At 73.7% G+C, this 15,718-nt stretch carries 10 protein-coding genes and 1 pseudogene; 3 read left to right on the top strand and 8 right to left on the bottom strand.

All coding sequences use genetic code 11. The features are described from left to right. Positions 1-91 precede the first annotated feature (91 nt). The 3 genes and pseudogenes from AB0P06_RS30350 to AB0P06_RS30360 all read right to left on the bottom strand — a co-directional run bounded on the left by AB0P06_RS30350 (position 92) and on the right by AB0P06_RS30360 (position 3,687). A pseudogene (locus tag AB0P06_RS30350) lies at positions 92-1,905 on the bottom strand (S8 family serine peptidase). A 197-nt stretch (positions 1,906-2,102) separates the two neighbouring features. Then, complete coding sequence (locus AB0P06_RS30355) at positions 2,103-2,855, bottom strand: alpha/beta fold hydrolase (RefSeq protein ID WP_363612944.1); 753 nt, start codon at positions 2,853-2,855, stop codon at positions 2,103-2,105. A 121-nt stretch (positions 2,856-2,976) separates the two neighbouring features. After that, on the bottom strand, positions 2,977-3,687 hold the full coding sequence (locus AB0P06_RS30360; protein ID WP_363612946.1) for an AAA family ATPase: 711 nt from the start codon (positions 3,685-3,687) through the stop codon (positions 2,977-2,979). A gap of 209 nt (positions 3,688-3,896) precedes the next feature. Here AB0P06_RS30360 and AB0P06_RS30365 point away from each other — a divergent pair, with 209 nt between their 5' ends. Both AB0P06_RS30365 and AB0P06_RS30370 read left to right on the top strand, forming a co-directional pair. Then, positions 3,897-5,459: an AMP-binding protein gene (locus tag AB0P06_RS30365; RefSeq protein ID WP_363612948.1), complete on the top strand. Its 1,563-nt coding sequence runs from the start codon at positions 3,897-3,899 to the stop codon at positions 5,457-5,459. 198 nt (positions 5,460-5,657) lie between these two features. Then, a complete protein-coding gene (locus AB0P06_RS30370) occupies positions 5,658-5,852 on the top strand; it encodes a hypothetical protein (protein WP_363612950.1) in 195 nt (64 codons plus the stop codon). A 251-nt stretch (positions 5,853-6,103) separates the two neighbouring features. On the opposite strand, the gene AB0P06_RS30375 is transcribed toward AB0P06_RS30370, so the two are convergent. From AB0P06_RS30375 to AB0P06_RS30390, 4 genes are all read right to left on the bottom strand, one after another. Then, positions 6,104-6,679 carry an XRE family transcriptional regulator gene (locus AB0P06_RS30375; RefSeq protein WP_363612952.1) on the bottom strand — a complete coding sequence of 192 codons (576 nt, stop codon included), beginning with the start codon at positions 6,677-6,679 and terminating at the stop codon, positions 6,104-6,106. A 125-nt stretch (positions 6,680-6,804) separates the two neighbouring features. Then, positions 6,805-7,809 (bottom strand): ABC transporter ATP-binding protein, encoded by a 1,005-nt coding sequence (locus AB0P06_RS30380; RefSeq protein WP_363612954.1) that lies wholly within the window; start codon positions 7,807-7,809, stop codon positions 6,805-6,807. Positions 7,810-7,909: 100 nt separating this feature from the next. Next, the gene (locus AB0P06_RS30385) at positions 7,910-10,813 is read right to left on the bottom strand and encodes a hypothetical protein (RefSeq protein WP_363612956.1); all 2,904 of its coding nucleotides are present in this window, start codon (positions 10,811-10,813) and stop codon (positions 7,910-7,912) included. Further along, the gene (locus tag AB0P06_RS30390; RefSeq protein ID WP_363612958.1) at positions 10,810-14,076 is read right to left on the bottom strand and encodes an ABC transporter permease; all 3,267 of its coding nucleotides are present in this window, start codon (positions 14,074-14,076) and stop codon (positions 10,810-10,812) included. Before AB0P06_RS30390 ends, AB0P06_RS30385 begins: the two co-directional genes overlap by 4 nt. 338 nt (positions 14,077-14,414) lie before the next feature. Between AB0P06_RS30390 and AB0P06_RS30395 the strand changes: the two genes are divergently transcribed. After that, complete coding sequence (locus AB0P06_RS30395) at positions 14,415-15,125, top strand: ABC transporter ATP-binding protein (RefSeq protein ID WP_363612960.1); 711 nt, start codon at positions 14,415-14,417, stop codon at positions 15,123-15,125. A 292-nt stretch (positions 15,126-15,417) separates the two neighbouring features. Here the strand turns inward: AB0P06_RS30395 and AB0P06_RS30400 are convergent, their stop codons facing one another. Continuing rightward, a complete protein-coding gene (locus AB0P06_RS30400) occupies positions 15,418-15,693 on the bottom strand; it encodes a hypothetical protein (RefSeq protein ID WP_363612962.1) in 276 nt (91 codons plus the stop codon). Positions 15,694-15,718 lie beyond the last annotated feature (25 nt).

Genomic DNA, 15,718 nt, shown 5'->3' on the forward strand with positions numbered 1-15,718 from the left:
GCCCTCGGCATGCCCAACATCCGACGGCAGCCCCGCGACCTTCGACACAGGGATCACCCCAGATCAGCCGACGCGAACCGAAACACGGAGGCTAGAAGGTGAGGTTCCAGGCGTCGATCGTGCCGGCGTCACCCGAGGCGCCGTCGCGCACCCGCAGCTTCCAGATGCCGGCCGCCACGCTCGCGGAGGCGTTCACGGTGTACGTCCTGGCGACGTTGGCGGCGCTGTCGCCGTTCGGGAAGTCCTCCAGGAGGTAGACGGTGCCGTTGGGGGCGACCAGGGAGATCACCAGGTCGCCGCGGTAGGTGTGCTTGATGTCCACGCCGACCTTGAGGGCCGCGGGGGCGTTGCCGCTGACGCCCGACACCGTGATCGGGCTCTCCACCGTGGTGTTGTCGCCGATCGCGACGTCGTTCAGGTTCTCGAAGTAGGCGCCGGGCGTCGGAGTACTGCCGCCGACCGCCTTCAACGCGTCCACCTGGCCCTCGCCGAAGAACGCGTTGTTCGCGGTGGTGCCGGTGCAACGGCTGTCGGAGACCGGGCAGGCCACATCGGCGGCCTGGGCGGCGAGGCGGGCCCGGATGTCGGCCGGGGTGAGGGCCGGGTTGGTGCTCGCGATCAGCGCGGCGACGCCGGTGACGTGCGGTGAGGCCATCGAGGTGCCGCTCTTGGTCCCGTAACGGCCGCCGGGCAGCGTGGAGTAGACGCCGTTGGCACCGTCCCCGCCGGGTGCCGCGATGTCGATGACGCCCTTGCCGTAGTTCGAGTAGGAGGCCTTGACGCTGCCGCTGCCCATCGCGGCGACGGTCACCACGCCCGGAGTTCGGTCGGGATGTCCAGGCAGGCGTTGGTGATGGTCCGGGTGACCGGGGCCGAGTCGTTGGGGCTCGTGGTGTCGGTGGTCTTGTTGGCGAGGTCGTAGTTGGAGTTCCCGGCCGCCGCGACCTGCAGCGAGCCCTTGCCCTCGGCGTACTCCTGGGCGCGCCTGACGCCCTCGATGATGGCCGCCTGATCGGGGTCGTTCGGGCAGTTGAAGGCCCACGGGTCGGTGTAGTAGCTGTTGTTGGTCACCTTGAAGCCGTGGTCACCGGCCCAGACGAAGCCGCAGACGGTGTTCTCGGCGAAGAACAGGGTGCTGCTCGGTTCGGCTATCCGCACCGACGCGATCTTCACGCCCGGTGCGACGCCGACGACGCCCTTGCCGTTCTTCGCCGCCGCTATGGTGCCCGCGACGTGTGTGCCGTGGGTGTCGACGTCCCGCCAGGCCCCGGTACGGGTGTCCGGCTTCCCGTACGCGCAGGACACCGAGTCGGCCGCGTCGAAGTTCGGCGCGAGGTCCTGGTGCTGGTCGTCCACGCCGGTGTCCAGCACCCCGACCTTGACGGTGGGCGAACCGGTCGTCACGGCCCACGCCCGGTCGGCCTTGATCTGGGTCATGTCCCAGCGGTTGGACTCGGTGAGCGTGGTCGTCGCCTGCGCGGGGTTGGCGGGCAGCGCCGGGTTGTAGGCGTCCGCCGGAACGTCGGAGGTCCGGGTCGCTCCGACCTGCTGGATGCCGGCGACACCGCGCAGGGTGACGGCGAACGAGGCGGACGCCGAGTGGGCGACGACCACGCCGATCGCGTCGTAACTCGCGAAGACCGTGCCGCCGTTGGCGGTGACCGCGGCCTTGGCGGCGGTGGTGTCGCCCGGCGCGCCGATGACCAGGTAGGCCCGGGTCCCCGCCACCCAGCCGGCGGCGGCGCCCGGAGCGGTGACCGCGGAGGCGACGACAGCGCCCTTGGAACCGCCGGGAGTTGTGGGGGCGGCGGTGGCGAGCGACCCGGAAGCGGCCAGCGCCACGGCGGTGAGGAAGGCGAGCGCGGCGACCGGTCGGCCGAGCCGCCGGGATATCAGGGGTGACATGTGCGTCCTCCGATCAACCCGTGCGCGAGGGGGTACGCACGGGGTTGAACGCAACATGCCAGAAAGCGGCACACTTGGGGAAGGCTTTACGCGCGACCGCTTGTCACAAACGTGTCAACTTTCGATGTCGGCCGGGGCCGACCACCCCGGCCGGCCCCGGCGCCGGCCCCCGGCTCCCCGCCCTCCCCGAGACCCGGTCAGCCGCCGAGGTGGGCGGCCAGCACGTCCAGCACGGCGGGCCGCTGGTCGGCCAGGTAGAAGTGACCGCCGGGGAAGACCTTCAGGTCGAAGGCGGCGGTGGTGTGCCGGGCCCAGTCACGGACCTCGTCGAGGGTGGCCCGCGGATCCGCGTCCCCGACCAGGGCGGTGATCGGCTGCGGCACCACGGCGTCCGGCGCGCACCGGTACGTCTCGATGGCGGTGTAGTCGCTGCGCAGCGACGGCAGGATGATCAGACGCAACTCCGGGTCGGCCAGCACCCGTTCGTCGGTGCCGCCCAGCCTGGCCAGCTCCGCGAGCAGTTCGGCGTCCGGCAGCCGGTGGACGGCCGAGTCCCGGGGCCGGGAGGGCGCACGACCGCCGGAGACGACGAGCCGCACCGGTCCCGGCGCACCGTCCCGGGCGAAGCAGCGGGCGACCTCGAAGGCGACGGCCGCGCCCATGCTGTGCCCGAAGAACGTCAGCGGCCGGTCCGCCCAGGGCAGCAGTGCCTCGTACACCCGCTCCGCCAGGACGTCCACCGAGTCGATCCCCGGCTCGCCGAACCGGTTCTGCCGGCCGGGGTACTGGACGGCGAGCACATCGGCGTACGGCGAGAGCGCGGCGGAGTAGTCGAGGAAGTAGCTCGCCGACCCGCCCGCGTGCGGAAAGCAGACGAGCCGGGCGGGCGCGGTGTCGACAGGATGGAAGCGGCGGAACCAGGGGCTCTCGGTGGTGATGCTGCCGGGCATGCGGGACAACCTCTCTGCGTGCGGATCAGCTTCGCGTGTCACTCCTGCCCCAGTCTCCCCCGTACGGAACCCCGGCCCGTCACGGGCGTCGACCGGGCCCACCCGGTGGGCCGACGCCGCCTCACCCGTCCCGCGGGGCCGGGCCGAACCGGATGGCGGCGGCACGTTCGCGGGAGACGCGGTCGAGCAGGAGGACGGAGACGGCCTCCGGCGCGGGTGCGGGGGCGGCGCCGCGAGCGTGCCGGGTGAACGCCGCCAGGAGGCGGTCGAGCCCTCGGCGATGGCGGGCGAAGGCCCGGCGCGAGGCCCAGCGACCGCGCTCCCGCTGGCCGGCGAGGGCGGTCTCGGCGCCGACGTCGAGCAGGACGAGGTGCAGCGTCCGCCCCTGCCGGGCGGCCGTACGGGAGAGCCAGCGGCGCATCCACGCGCGGCTGCCGCAGTCGTGGACCAGCAGCGGCCCGCCCCGCCGGACGGTGGCGCGCAGCAGGCGGAAGTGCTCCAGGCGGGCCCACGGCCGGTAGACCGCGTACGGCAGGCGGGCGGGCATCACCGCCTCACAGGCCTCGTGGACGGCGCGCGGGTCGACGGTGGCCGCCCCGGGAGCCTGGGCGGACCAACGGTGCAGCAGGGTGCTCTTGCCGCTGCCGGGGAGGCCCGAGACGACCACGACGGCGTCCGCCGGGTAGTGGGCGGTGAACGGCGCCCCGGCAGCGCCCCGCAGGTCGACCAGGCCTCGCGGCTCCATCCCGGCCTGCGCCCCCTGTTCCGCGCCCCGCGCCTGCGCGCCCTGGCGTACCGCGGTCTGCCCGCCCCGCGTGGTCGGCCTGTCCATTGTGCTCACTCATCCCCGTCCGTGCCCGACCCGGAACGATAACAACTGCCGCCGGACCGGGGAGCAGCCGGTCCGGACCCCGCCACCGAGTGCCCTAGGGTGGGCGCCGATGTGATGGACCGTCAGAATTTGGCGTTCGGGCAATGGCGTCGGCATCGGTGCGGGAGCCGGAGTCGGCATGGCGTATCGGGATCGGTGGAGGGCGTGACGTGACGGGGACGCTGGGAACGGCCGGGCCGGACGCGGGCGCGGGATCCGGGGCGGCGACGCTCACCGGAATGGTGCTGGAGGGACTGGCGCGGGATCCGGGGCGGGTGGCGATCCGGTACGGGGAGCGGGCACTGACGGCGCAGGAGTGTCTGGACGACGTGTACCGGACGGCGCGGGCGCTGCTCGCCGTCGGCCTCGGGCCCGGTGACGGGGTGACGGTCCTGTCCGGGAACCGGCCGGAAGCGGTGCTGGTGCGGCTGGCGGCGAACCAGATCGGCTGCCGGGTGGCGATGCTGTACACGGACCGCCCGGTGGCGGACCAGGTCGCGATGGCCGAGGAGGCGCAGACGGCCGCGCTGGTCTTCGACCCGGACCGGTTCGGCGCGGCGGCGGGCCGGATCGCCGGGGCGCTGCCCGGGGCGGTCCTGCTGGCGCTGGGCCCGACCCCGCTCGGGGAGGATCTGCTGGGGCTGGCGGCGCCGCTCTCGCCGGCGCCGCTGGCGCCCGGATACCGGCCGGGCGACGTCATGGCGGTGCGGTTCACCGGCGGTTCGACCGGGCGGCCGAAGGGCGTGCTGCGCCACTTCGCCCGTCCGCCCCGGCCGCCGCTGGTGGCCGCGTCCGCCTTCCTGCTCTGCACGGCGCTCTGCCACGGGGGCGGCACCACGGCGGATCTGGCGCTGGCGGCGGGCGGCTCGGTGGTGCTGCAGGACGGGTTCGCGGCGGGGGCGGTACTGGCGGCGGTCGAGCGGTACCGGGTGTCGCGGGCGTACCTGCCGCCGCATCTGCTCTACCAGGTGCTGGACCACCCCGGGCTGGGCCGGACCGACCTCGGCAGTCTGCGCCGGGTCACGTACACCGGCTGCCTGCCGTCGCCGGAGCGGCTGGCGGAGGCGACCCGCCGGATCGGGCGGGTGCTGCACCAGACGTACAGCCTGACGGAGTGCGGGCCGGTCACCCGGCTCACGCCGGACGAACATCTCGCCCCGGGGCTGCTGACCACCGCCGGACGCCCCTTCCCGGACACCGAGGTACGGATCCTGGACGAGGAGGGCCGGCCGCTGCCGCCCGGCCGGACCGGGGAGATCTGCGCACGGACTCCGACGGCGATGTCGGGGTACTGGCGCAATCCGGAGCTGACGGCGCGGGTGCTGCGAAACGGCTGGCTGCACACCGGCGACCTGGGCTTCCTGGACGCGGCCGGGTATCTGACGGTGACCGGTCGACGGGAGGCGATGGCGGTCGTGGACGCGCACAACGTGTTTCCCCGGGATGTCGAGCAGCCGCTGCTGGCGCACCCTCGGGTGCGCCAGGCGGTGATGTTCTCCACCACCGGCCGGGACCGGCTGGAGCGGGTGCACGCGGCCGTGACCACGGAGCCCGGGGCGACGGTCACGGCGGCCGAGTTGCACCGGTGGGTGCTCGAACGCAGCGGGCCGCTCTGTGATCCGTCGACGATCCTGGTCCTGCCGGGCATTCCGTTGAGCGAGACCGGGAAGCCGGACCTCGCGGCGTTGCGGGCGCAGGTCGGAGGCGCGGCGACGGCGGGCGACAAGCCCTAGAGAACCGGCGGCCGCCGGCGGGCACCTCAGGGGCGCGCGGTGAGGCTTCGCGCGCCTCTGGCGCTTCGCCCGCCCGCGTGCGCGCTCCCCCGTGCGGCGGGCGTTCCGCGGAGCCGTCCGTGGACACTCGACCGTGCGGGCCGGTCTGCCGATATTCCCGGCGACGCTCCCTTGCACCGCCCCCGGGAGGCGCCCTCCGTGACCTGGCTTCGCGTCCTGACCGCGCTCGGCATCCTCGCCGTGGCGGCCGGCGCCCTGCTCGTCTTCGCCCTCTGCACCGCCGCGGCGAGGGGCGACCGCCGTGACCGCGGCGACCGGGGCGCGCCCCGGGACGACTTCCGGGAGGAGGCCGAGCACAGCGGACTGATCCAGCGTACGGGCGACGGTAGTTGACGGCTCGACGCAAGAACACAAGGTGTCCTGAAGTAGACAACGTCTCCTCACGTGCTTCGGCGTGCGGCACCGGCGACGCCGCACGCCCTGCGGCGCACCGCTCCCCGGCGTTCCCGCACGAAGGAGGGATCTCCACGCCCAAGCGCGGCCAGGCCTCCTTCGGCTACTACGCACGACGCGCCCGGTTCGCGGCGGGACCCCCGCCACAATCAAGGCCGGCCTGCTGCCGACGACCGCACGCTGACGGGTGGTCAGGGCAGCGTCGGCACCCGGTCCGCCGGGCCGGCCGGATCGTCGTGGATCACCACCAGGATCGCGGCCGGCTCGGCGCCGGTGCTCCGGCAGCGGTGCGGGAGCGCCGAGTTGAGGTAGACGCTGTCGCCCGGGCCGAGCCGGACGGTCCGTTCGGGTAACCCCAGCTCGGCCGTCCCGGCATGGACGAAGAAGAACTCCTCACCCGCATGGGACTTGAACGGCGAGTCGGCCGGCTCGATCGGCGGGTACATCATGAACGGCACCATCCGCTTGCCGCTGAGGCCGGTCGCGATGCCCTCGTAGCGCGGGGCGCCGGGGCCGGCCCCGTCCGCCATCGGTGTCCGTTCGCCGGCCCGGACCACGGTGACCAGCTCGGGCTCCACCTCGTCCGAGAACAGCCGGCTGACATCGACGTTCAACGCGTGCGCGAGCTTCAGCGCGGTCGAGATCGACGGGTCGCTGAGACCGCGCTCCACCTTGGAGAGGTAGCTCTTGGTCACCCCGACCCGCGCCGCCAGCGCCTCCAGGCTGAGCCGGTTCTGCTTCCTCAGCACCCTCACTCGGCTGCTCATGCGGCACCTCTCACCCGGAACGTCGGCCTCAGCATCCCATCGCCACCCGCCCCGAGGATGCCCAGGGCCGTCCGCCCGCCGCCCGCCGCATCAGTGCCGCACGCCCGTACCGGCGGCTGCCCGTCTCAGGGCCCGTCCGCTCCGTGGCCGGCCAGGTCGTCCGGGCTGACGGCGATGTGGTCGGCGGCCAGATCGACGGCGACCCGGTGCTCCATGCCGAGCGCCTCCAGGAACTTGACCGGCAGCTGCACCCGGCCGGTGCGGTCCAGCATCACGTACTCGCGCTCGTTGATCGACTCCTCGCCGTGTTCGTCGGTGATGGTGCGGCGCAGCACCTCGCTGCTGGTCCGGCCGTCCCGGATGGCGACCGTGCGACGCACCTCACCCGCCACCATCGGGTCGTGGGTGACGATGACGACGGTGGTGCCGAGTTCACGGTTGACGGTGCGGAACGCCTCGAAGATGGTGGCCGCGGTCTCCGAGTCGAGCTCGCCGGTCGGCTCGTCGGCGAGCAGGACGGGCGGGTTGTTGGCCATCGCCACGGCGATGGCGACCCGCTGCTGCTGTCCGCCGGAGAGCTCGGCGGGGCGGCGGTGGGCGAGCTGGCCGATCTCCAGCGCCTCCAGCAGCTCCGCCACCCGGGCGGCCTGCTGCTTCGCCCCGCCCGGCCCGCCCCGGCGGCCGCGCAGCTGCATCGGCAGCGCGACGTTCTCGGCGGCGGTGAGGAAGGGCATCAGGTTGCGGGCGGTCTGCTGCCAGATGAAGCCGACCACCTCACGGCGGTAGCGCAGGCGTTCACGGGGGGACATGTCCAGCAGCTCGCAGCCGGCCACGGCCGCGCTGCCGGCGGTCGGGACGTCGAGCCCGGCCAGAATGGTGAGCAGGGTCGACTTGCCGCTGCCGGAGGCACCGACCAGAGCCACCAGGTCGCCCTGCCGGATGGTCAGCTCCAGCCCCTGGAGCGCCTGCACCTCGATTCCCTCGGCGCTGAAGATACGGACCAGACGGTCGCAGACGATGGCCGCGCCCGCGCCGTACGCCTTCGGTGCCGCGGCTGCGCGTGCCTGGTCCTGGAGCTCCTGAAAGGTGGGGGTCTGGCCGTCCGGCCGGGTCTGGGGGGCGCTGTTCACCACTGGTCTCCTGTCACCGCTGCGCCTGGGCGCACTCCTGGTCGCGGTTGCCGCGAGCTGATTCCCGTACCGTCCGGGTATGGCGTCTCCGGGGTGGTGGTCACCGCTGGTCCCCCGCCCGCAGTTCGGTGGTGATCTGGCGCCGGCCGGAGACGAACGCCTCGGCCAGTACGCCGACGGACACCAGGGCGGCCAGGCCGAGTGTCTGCACCAGAACGGGCATCACGGTGAGCCGCAGGCCGACCGGGACGTCCGCGCCGATCAGCACCGACAGATCGAACGCCGACCCGAGCAGGGCGACCGCGGCCAGGGCGACCAGTCCGCCGCCGAAGGCGGCGACCAGGGTCTGCGGCAGTGTCTCGGCGACGATCAACGCCAGACCCTGCCGGGGCCGCAGGCCCATGGTGCGCAGCCTGGCGAGCAGGGCGACGCGTTCGGGGGCGGCGCGAAGCAGCGTCAGCAGCACGGCGAGGAGGGCGAAGGCGGCGGCGCCGATCACGGCGACCCAGAACAGCCGGCTCGCCGAGCGCTGGAGCGGGTCGGCGGCGAGTTCGGCGGCCACGGTCGCGCTGGTCTTCACCAGGTAGCCGTTGGGTACGGCGTCGGGGTCGGCGCTCGCGGGGGCCGGGGCGGACGCGGAGGACGCCGACGTGGACGCCGGGGCCGGCGCGGACGACGCGGGCACCGACGGCTTGGCAGAACCGGAGGTGGGCGACGAGGCAGGCGCCACCGCCTGGGACCAGTCCGCCGCGGCCGCGGCGCCCTCCTTGATCGAGGCCGCCAGCGTGCGCACCAGTCCCTTCAGCTGCCGCTCGTCCACGTCGCCCGTGGCGAGCCAGACATTCAGGTGGCCGAGTTCGGGAACCCGTGCGACCGCCGGTCCGGCCGGCAGCACGACGAACCGTCGGCCCAGGCCCGGGAGCGCGGGCGTGCCGTCGACCGTTCCTGCCGCGGTGGTGACGAGTTCGCCACCGTTGGGCAGGCGCAGACGGTGGTTACCGTCCATGCCCTTCTTCGCGAGTTCGGTGCTGAAGAGGGCCGGAACGGGCGAGTCGGCGCCGCCGGTTCCGCCCGCGAGCACGGCCGGGTCGAACTCGCCGCGCCCGACGGTGCGGGACAGCTCGGCGTACGCCTCGGGCTCGACGACCACCACGGTGGTCCGGGTGGACCCGTCACCGGTACCGAGGAGGAAGCCCTCGGACTCGGTGTAGGCGGGCACGGCCGTCCGCACTCCGGGCAGCGCGGCCGCCGCCGCAAGGAAGCCGGGCGACAGGTTGACGCCGATCGGTACGGCGAGGGAGGCGTCGCCGCCGGTGGCGATCCGGGCGGAACGCAGCCGTCCGCTGTCGATCGTGTCCAGCACGGTGGCCCCGAAGCCCGCGGTGGTGACCGCGAGCAGCAGCGCGAGCAGCGGCAGCATCGGGGGGCCCGTGCGGCCGCCGGTGCCACGGGCGGCGCGGGCCAGACCGAGGAATCCGACGAGCCCGGGGCGACGGCCGGCCAGCCGGGCGAGCGCTCCGACCAGCAGCGGCTGGAGCCGGGCGAGCAGCAGTCCGCCGGTCAGGGCGAGCAGCAGCGGAGCGGCGACCAGCAGCGGGTCCAGGCCCTCCCCGGGCGGGGCGACCCCGTGTCGCCGGACCGCCAGCACGGCCGCGACGGTGACGGCCAGGACGGCGGACTCGGCGACCAGCCGGCGCCGTCCTCCGAGGGCACGCGGCGCGGACCAGAGCACGGACGCGCGGACCGGGAAGCTCAGCAGGGCGAGCAGGGTGGTGGCGAGGCCCGCGAGGACGGCGCCGGTCCAGCGCGGGGTGGGAAACAGTACGAGGGCGAGCGCCGTCGCGACCGCCGCGGCGGGCAGGAGGACCACCGCGCCCTCACCGAGCAGACGCAGCAGCACACCTCCGCGCGATCCGCCGCGGGCCTGGAGCAGCCGTAGTTCGGCGGCGCGCCGGTCGGCGGTGAGAGCGGCGGCCAGGCAGAGCACCACGGCGGCGACTCCGGCCAGGCCGGCCGGGCCGATCGCGGCGACCGGAGCGGCGGCGGCCTGCTGGGCGGTGGCCTGCTTGAACAGCTGGGGCAACGTGGAGTTGATGGCCAGGTCCTGTCGGCCGGTGTAGACGGCCAGCCCCACGCCGGTGGGGCCGGCCAGGAAGGAGGCGACCTCCGCGTTGGTCTCGGGCAGCAGATCGGCGCGCAGGGCGGCGGTGTCGACGGGCATCCGCCAGAAGTCCACCGCTCCGTACCCCCACACCTCGATCCGGGACAGAGCGTCACCGCCGACGACACCGGCGGTCTGCCAGCCGCCCTTGGTGGACAGGCAGGCGGCTTCGGCGCAGGACAGATCGGTCCAGTAGGGGTCGTGCAGGTCGTTGGGGGTGTACAGGCCGACCACCTCGGCCTGGGGTTCCTCGGGGCCGCCGGTCTCGAGGATGTCGCCGAGCTTGGCGCCGATCGTGGCGGCGGCGTTGGTGCTGAGTGCGATCGGGACCGGTCCGGTCTCGGTGCCCCCGCCGGGCCATCGGCCCGACGCCAGGGTGGCGTGCTCGGTGAGGCCGTTCAGATAGAGCAGGTTGAGCTTGGTCGCCGCCTCGTCGATCTTGGCGAGTCCGGGATTGACCAGCGGGCGTGTCGTGTTGCTGCGCACGCCGTAGACCAGGCCGCTCGACTCGTAGTGAAACGTCTTTCCCGTGCGGGCGGCCAGCTTCACCGCCACCTGGTCGAGGTCCGCCGTGCCGAAACGGTGGTTCGAGGTGGCGACCATGCTGGTCCAGCCCGGGCCGCGGCTGCGCAGCAACTCGCGCAGCGCGTCGTCGTTCCCCCGGTCGAGCACTCGTGGGAACGCGACGGCCAGAAAAACGGTGCCGAAGGCGAGCGCCGCCATGAGCAGTGCGGCGAGCGGCGCCGAACGCAGCCGGGTGCGCACCCAGGGCGCGGGGCGGTAGTCGGTCTTCGGGTGGGCGTCGGCGGGGGCGGGCGCGCCGGTACCGGCCGGGCTGGTCACATCTCCTCCACGTGCCGCAGCCGGGCGGCCACGTCTCGACGACGGCGTCCGCTGACGAAGGCCGACAACAGGGGAACGGCGGTGATCGCGCCCGCGAGCAGCACGGCCCAGCCGAACGGCAGGTCGACCAGGACTTCGGGCACCGGCCTGCGGGCCGCGGGGGTGAGCACCACGAGCGGGACGATCAGCTGGACGATCAGGGCGCCGAGGCCGAGGCCGACGACGCTTCCGAGTCCCACCAGCAGGGCCTGTTCGGCGGCGGCCGTCCGTCGCAGCCACCGCCGGGGTGTGCCGATGGCGAGCAGCACCGCGAACTCGCCGGAGCGCTCGCGGGCGGAGGCGGCCGAGGCGGCGGCGTAGCCGATCGAGGCGAGGACGGCGGTGACCAGGGCGATGGCGGCGAGCGCGCTCTGCGGGGCGGCGCTGAGCGGGTCGCTGAGCAGATCGTCGGCCACCTCGTCCCGCAGCTGCAGGTTCTGTGCACCGGGGGTGGTCCGCAGCACGGCGGCGGCCTCGCCAGGTGTCCGGTCGTCCGGGCCGGTGGCGGGCAGCCACCACTCGGTGGGTCCCGGCAGTTCCTTGCCCCCGGCGGCGAGGAAGCGGCCGGCGGTGGCGAGGTCGACGGCAAGCGCCGTTGTGCCCGCCACGGGCAGCGCCTCGACCGCGGCGGTGATCTTGACCGGCAGGTCGGCGCTGCCGAGGGGAACGCGGATGGTTTCGCCGACGGCCGAGCCGACGGCGGCCAGATAGGCGTGGGTGGCGACGCCTGGGACCTCCACCGGAGCGGGGGCACCGGCGGGAACGACGGTGACGCGCTGGCTGCGGGCGGACAGGCTGCCCGGCACGTACTCGAGCTTGAACAGCTGCTGGCCGCCGGTCTCCGTGGGCAGGACGGCGGAGAGGGGAGGGCCGTCCTGGACGAAGGCGCTGGCGCTCCAGGTCAGGTCGGCCGGTACGGGAACCACCGTGGCCGGGCCGGTCGCGGTGTCGGCGACGGCGATCCGGCGGACGGTCAGCTTGCCGTGGAGCGCACCGCCGTACTGCGCGTCGAACCCGACGACCACGCCGGACAGGGTGAGCGGCGCTGCGGCGGAGCCGAGCGGGGCGTCGGTGAGCGCGGTGAGGTCCGCGGTGACCTTGGCGTCGCCGTCGGCGGGAACGCCGGACAGCATGATGCGGTAGGTGCTGCCGAAGCGGTCGCGGATCAGCGCCCAGAGCTGCGGGTGTTCGTCCGACGGCTTGCTCGGGCTGATGTTGATGTCAGCCTCGATACGCAGCGGGTGGCCGGGCAGCGGCAGACCGGCCTGTGGCCCGGTGGGCGCGGGCTCGGCGAGCGGGGCGAACACCTCCTGGCGGCTCTTCCCGTCGAGCAGGTCGGAACGGACCGGGACGCGGTCGGCGAACCCGGCGGCGTCCAGGGCGAGCAGGTGCCCGGTGCTGCCGTCGGGCAGCCTCCGCTCCTCGCGGGTCACGGGTATCAGCCGGTCGCCTCCGGGCAGGGAGCCGTAACGGCCGCCCTGTCCCATCGGGGCCGTCTCCGAGGCGGATATCCGCAGGCCGTCGGCGGTGGCGAAGGAGGCCTGGTCGTGCTGGGAGGCGGACCAGGTGCTGTGCTGGCCGAGCGCCAGCACACCGGTGGAGACGGACAGCACCAGCAACAGGACGGGGCCGGTGGCCCGGCCGGGGCGGCGGGCCAGCTGCCAGCCGACCAGGGCTGGTGCCAGACCGCGGCCACGGGCGGCCAGTCGGCTGCCGAGCCGGGCGGCGAACGGCAGCAGCCGCAGTACCAGCAGGGTGCCGGCGCAGAGGGCCAGGGTGGGGGCGGCGATCAGGACGGGGTCGAGACCGAGTCGGCCCGAGGCGTCCGTCGACAGCCCGCCGCTGTACTGGCTGAGCTGCTGGTAGGCGAGGCCCGCCAGGACGAGCAGCGCGAGGTCGGCGCCGGAGCGGACCGCGTTGGTGACGGCCGTCTGGCGCCGTCCCGCGCGGCGCAGCACTGCGCGGCCGGCGCCGCGCAACAGGGCGGGTGTGATGGTGAGCAGGACGCAGGCGAGGGCGCAGGCGGCCGCGAGCGGCCAGAGCGCAGGGCTCACGCCGGTGTCGAGGGGTACCCGGGCGAGCGGCCCGTAGCTGGCGAGGGCGCGCAGCAGGAGCGGAGCGAACAGGGGCGCGAGCAGCGCTGCGGGCAGGGCGAGCAGCAGCGACTCGGTGGCGGTGAAGACACTGAGACGGACGCTGGAGGCACCGCGGGCCGCCAGCAGGGCGTTCTCGCTCTCCTGCCGGGTTGCCATCAGATGGACGACCAGAAGGAGAACCGCGGCCGCGAGCACGCTCAGCTGCAGGGCACCGATCATCAGAGTGGAGCGGGCGACGAGGGCGCTGGACTCCAATTCAGTCAGCAGAGTGGGTAGTTCGCTCTTGATCTGGAGGCCGGTGGTGCCCTTGTACTGGTCGGCGAGGAGAGTGGCCCGGTCACGGAGGGCGGCAGCTTCGGAAGCGCTGATGCCGGCGAGGTCCGGGCTGAGCAGCCAGCTGCGGCCGTCCTGCACGACGCCGGCGGCGGTGAAGGCGCTGTCGTCGACCAGCAGCGGACCGTAGGTGGTGAAGCCGCCCGCCTGGATCTCACGCCCGCCCAGAGGATCGAGCCCCCAGTACGGGTCGGCGGTGTCGGTGGCGCGGTAGACGCCGGTGACACGGACGGTGAGCGGCGGGCCGCCGTAGCGGTCGTCGAGCCGGACCTCGGCGGGCAGGGCGTCGGCGGTGAGGCCGAGCCGGGCCAGCGCGGTCTGCGGGACGACCGTCTGGACATTCCCCTGCCCGGCGGCGGGCCAGCTGCCGGCGACCAGTCGGACGTGCTCGTGGTCGAGGCTGGCGAACAGGGTGAGGTCCGGCTGGCCACCGGTGCCCGACGGCGTCCCGGCGGTGTCGGCCGGCCGGGGGGTGCCGTTGCTCGGGAGTCCGTACGAGCGGCTGCGGGTGAGGCTCTCGGTGTGGACCGGGAAGTCGCCGAAGAGCCTGCCGCCGTAGACGCCGATCGCCTCGTCGTCCTTGGCCCGCCCGTCGAGGCCGTGTTCGCTGGTGACCAGCACGTTGGCCCTGTTGCGGCCAGCCCCTTGCAGCGCCTGGCGCAGGCCCGCTTCGCCGACCGTGCTGTTGAACGCCACCAGCGCGGTGAGCACCGCCGTGGTGATCAGCATGGTGACCAGGACAGCGGCGGCCAACGACAGTCGCCCGCGCAGACGGCGCACGACAAAGCCGAGCATCCCGTTCCTCCCCCTGGTTCGTCCCGGTTCCGCGCGGCTGCCTGTTCCGGACAGATTCCGGCCAGGGATGAATGCCTGTCACGCACCGAGGCAGTGATCACCGGCGCTTGATCACCGGATAGCGGACGATGCTGTCAGATTCACTGCAAGAACGGAAGGGACTTGCGCGAAACATGTAAGTAGTGAGCAAATTCTCGGCATTGACGACGTTAGCCCGCATGACACACCGTCAATACGCCATGGACACATCATGCAATACGCCTGAAACCATCCAGGCATCACACCTCACACCACACCTCGGACCGCAGAGCCGAGGAACACATCCAGGGGGCCGCCGTATGACGCAGCAACCGGTCGGCACCGTCACCGCTCCCATGGTGACCGTCACCGACCTCTGGCACAGTTTCGGCACCGGGGAGCGAACCGTGCACGCGCTGCGTGGCGTCTCGTGCACCATCGGGCGCGGCGAACTCACCGCCCTGAAGGGGCGGTCGGGCTCGGGCAAGACCACCCTGCTCAACCTGGTCGGCGGGCTGGACGCCCCGACCAGCGGCACCATCAGCCTGGACGGCACCGACATGGCCGGCCTGGACGAAGACGGAAGGCTCGCGCTGCGCCGGGACCGGATCGGGTTCGTGTTCCAGTCCTTCGGCCTGCTCCCGGTACTCACCGCCGCCGAGAACGTCGGGGTGCCGATGCGGTTGCGCAAGATCCCGGCCGCGCAGCGCGAGGAGCGCGCCCACACCCTGCTGGCGCTGGTCGGCCTCGCGGACCACGCCAACCAGCGCCCGGGCGAGCTGTCCGGCGGGCAGCAGCAGCGCGTCGCCATCGCCCGCGCGCTCGCCAACGAACCGGACCTGATCATCGCGGACGAGCCCACCGGGCAGCTGGACTCCGAGACCGGCCGCTCGATCATGCAGCTGCTGCGCGCGGTCGTCCGCAGCGAGGGCGTCACCGTTCTGGTCGCGACCCACGACCAGAACCTGATCGAGCTGGCCGACCGGGTGGTCGAGCTCCGCGACGGCCGACTCATCGAGGGGGCCTCCTGATCGCGTGACCACGCCGGAGACACCGAGCGGCCTCGGCTGCCGCGGCCCGGCCCGGCCCGGCCCGGCCCGGCAGGAGCGTGCCCCACGGTCGAAGCCCAACCCCGCGCGGAGCGGCCCCGGGAGGTCACTTCGGCCCTGGCCTGTCCGGCCGACCCGGTCGGTCGGTCGGTCGGTCGACCCAGTCGGTCGGGTCAGTCCGGAGGACGGGCCACGGCCGTACTGCGTCGTGCCGCGCCATGCCCTGCCCTGCCGCACCACACCGCAGATTCGGTCGCGGTCGGGCGGGCCGCGGTCAGCGGGCCCTGAGTGCCGCCTCGCACGCCCGGCACCGCCGAGTCCGCTGCGACGGCGGGTACCAGGGCCGGCCCGGTCCGGTCGGCCGGTACGGCTCCCGTTCGAGGTCACCGGTGTCGATTCCGCAGAATGTGAGTGGCCCCGGGTCCTCCGGTACATCCGGATCGGAGGGCGCCGCGTGCACCCAGCGCACCCGGGCACCCACGTCGACCTCTCCCGCGTCCAGCACCTCCGTGGCCGACTCCAGCTCGACCAGCACGATCACTCCGCTCATACCTCGACCCTGCGCCCCGGCGGCA

Source organism: Kitasatospora sp. NPDC088351 (assembly GCF_040685575.1).
GTDB lineage: Bacteria > Actinomycetota > Actinomycetes > Streptomycetales > Streptomycetaceae > Kitasatospora.

Excerpts from the sequence above, each read along its gene's own strand:
- AB0P06_RS30390 (WP_363612958.1), bottom strand. The coding sequence starts at position 14,076 with ATGCTCGGCTTTGTCGTGCGCCGTCTGCGCGGGCGACTGTCGTTGGCC.
- AB0P06_RS30355 (WP_363612944.1), bottom strand. The coding sequence starts at position 2,855 with ATGCCCGGCAGCATCACCACCGAGAGCCCCTGGTTCCGCCGCTTCCAT.
- AB0P06_RS30400 (WP_363612962.1), bottom strand. The coding sequence starts at position 15,693 with ATGAGCGGAGTGATCGTGCTGGTCGAGCTGGAGTCGGCCACGGAGGTG.
- AB0P06_RS30360 (WP_363612946.1), bottom strand. The coding sequence starts at position 3,687 with ATGGACAGGCCGACCACGCGGGGCGGGCAGACCGCGGTACGCCAGGGC.
- AB0P06_RS30395 (WP_363612960.1), top strand. The coding sequence starts at position 14,415 with ATGACGCAGCAACCGGTCGGCACCGTCACCGCTCCCATGGTGACCGTC.
- AB0P06_RS30375 (WP_363612952.1), bottom strand. The coding sequence starts at position 6,679 with ATGAGCAGCCGAGTGAGGGTGCTGAGGAAGCAGAACCGGCTCAGCCTG.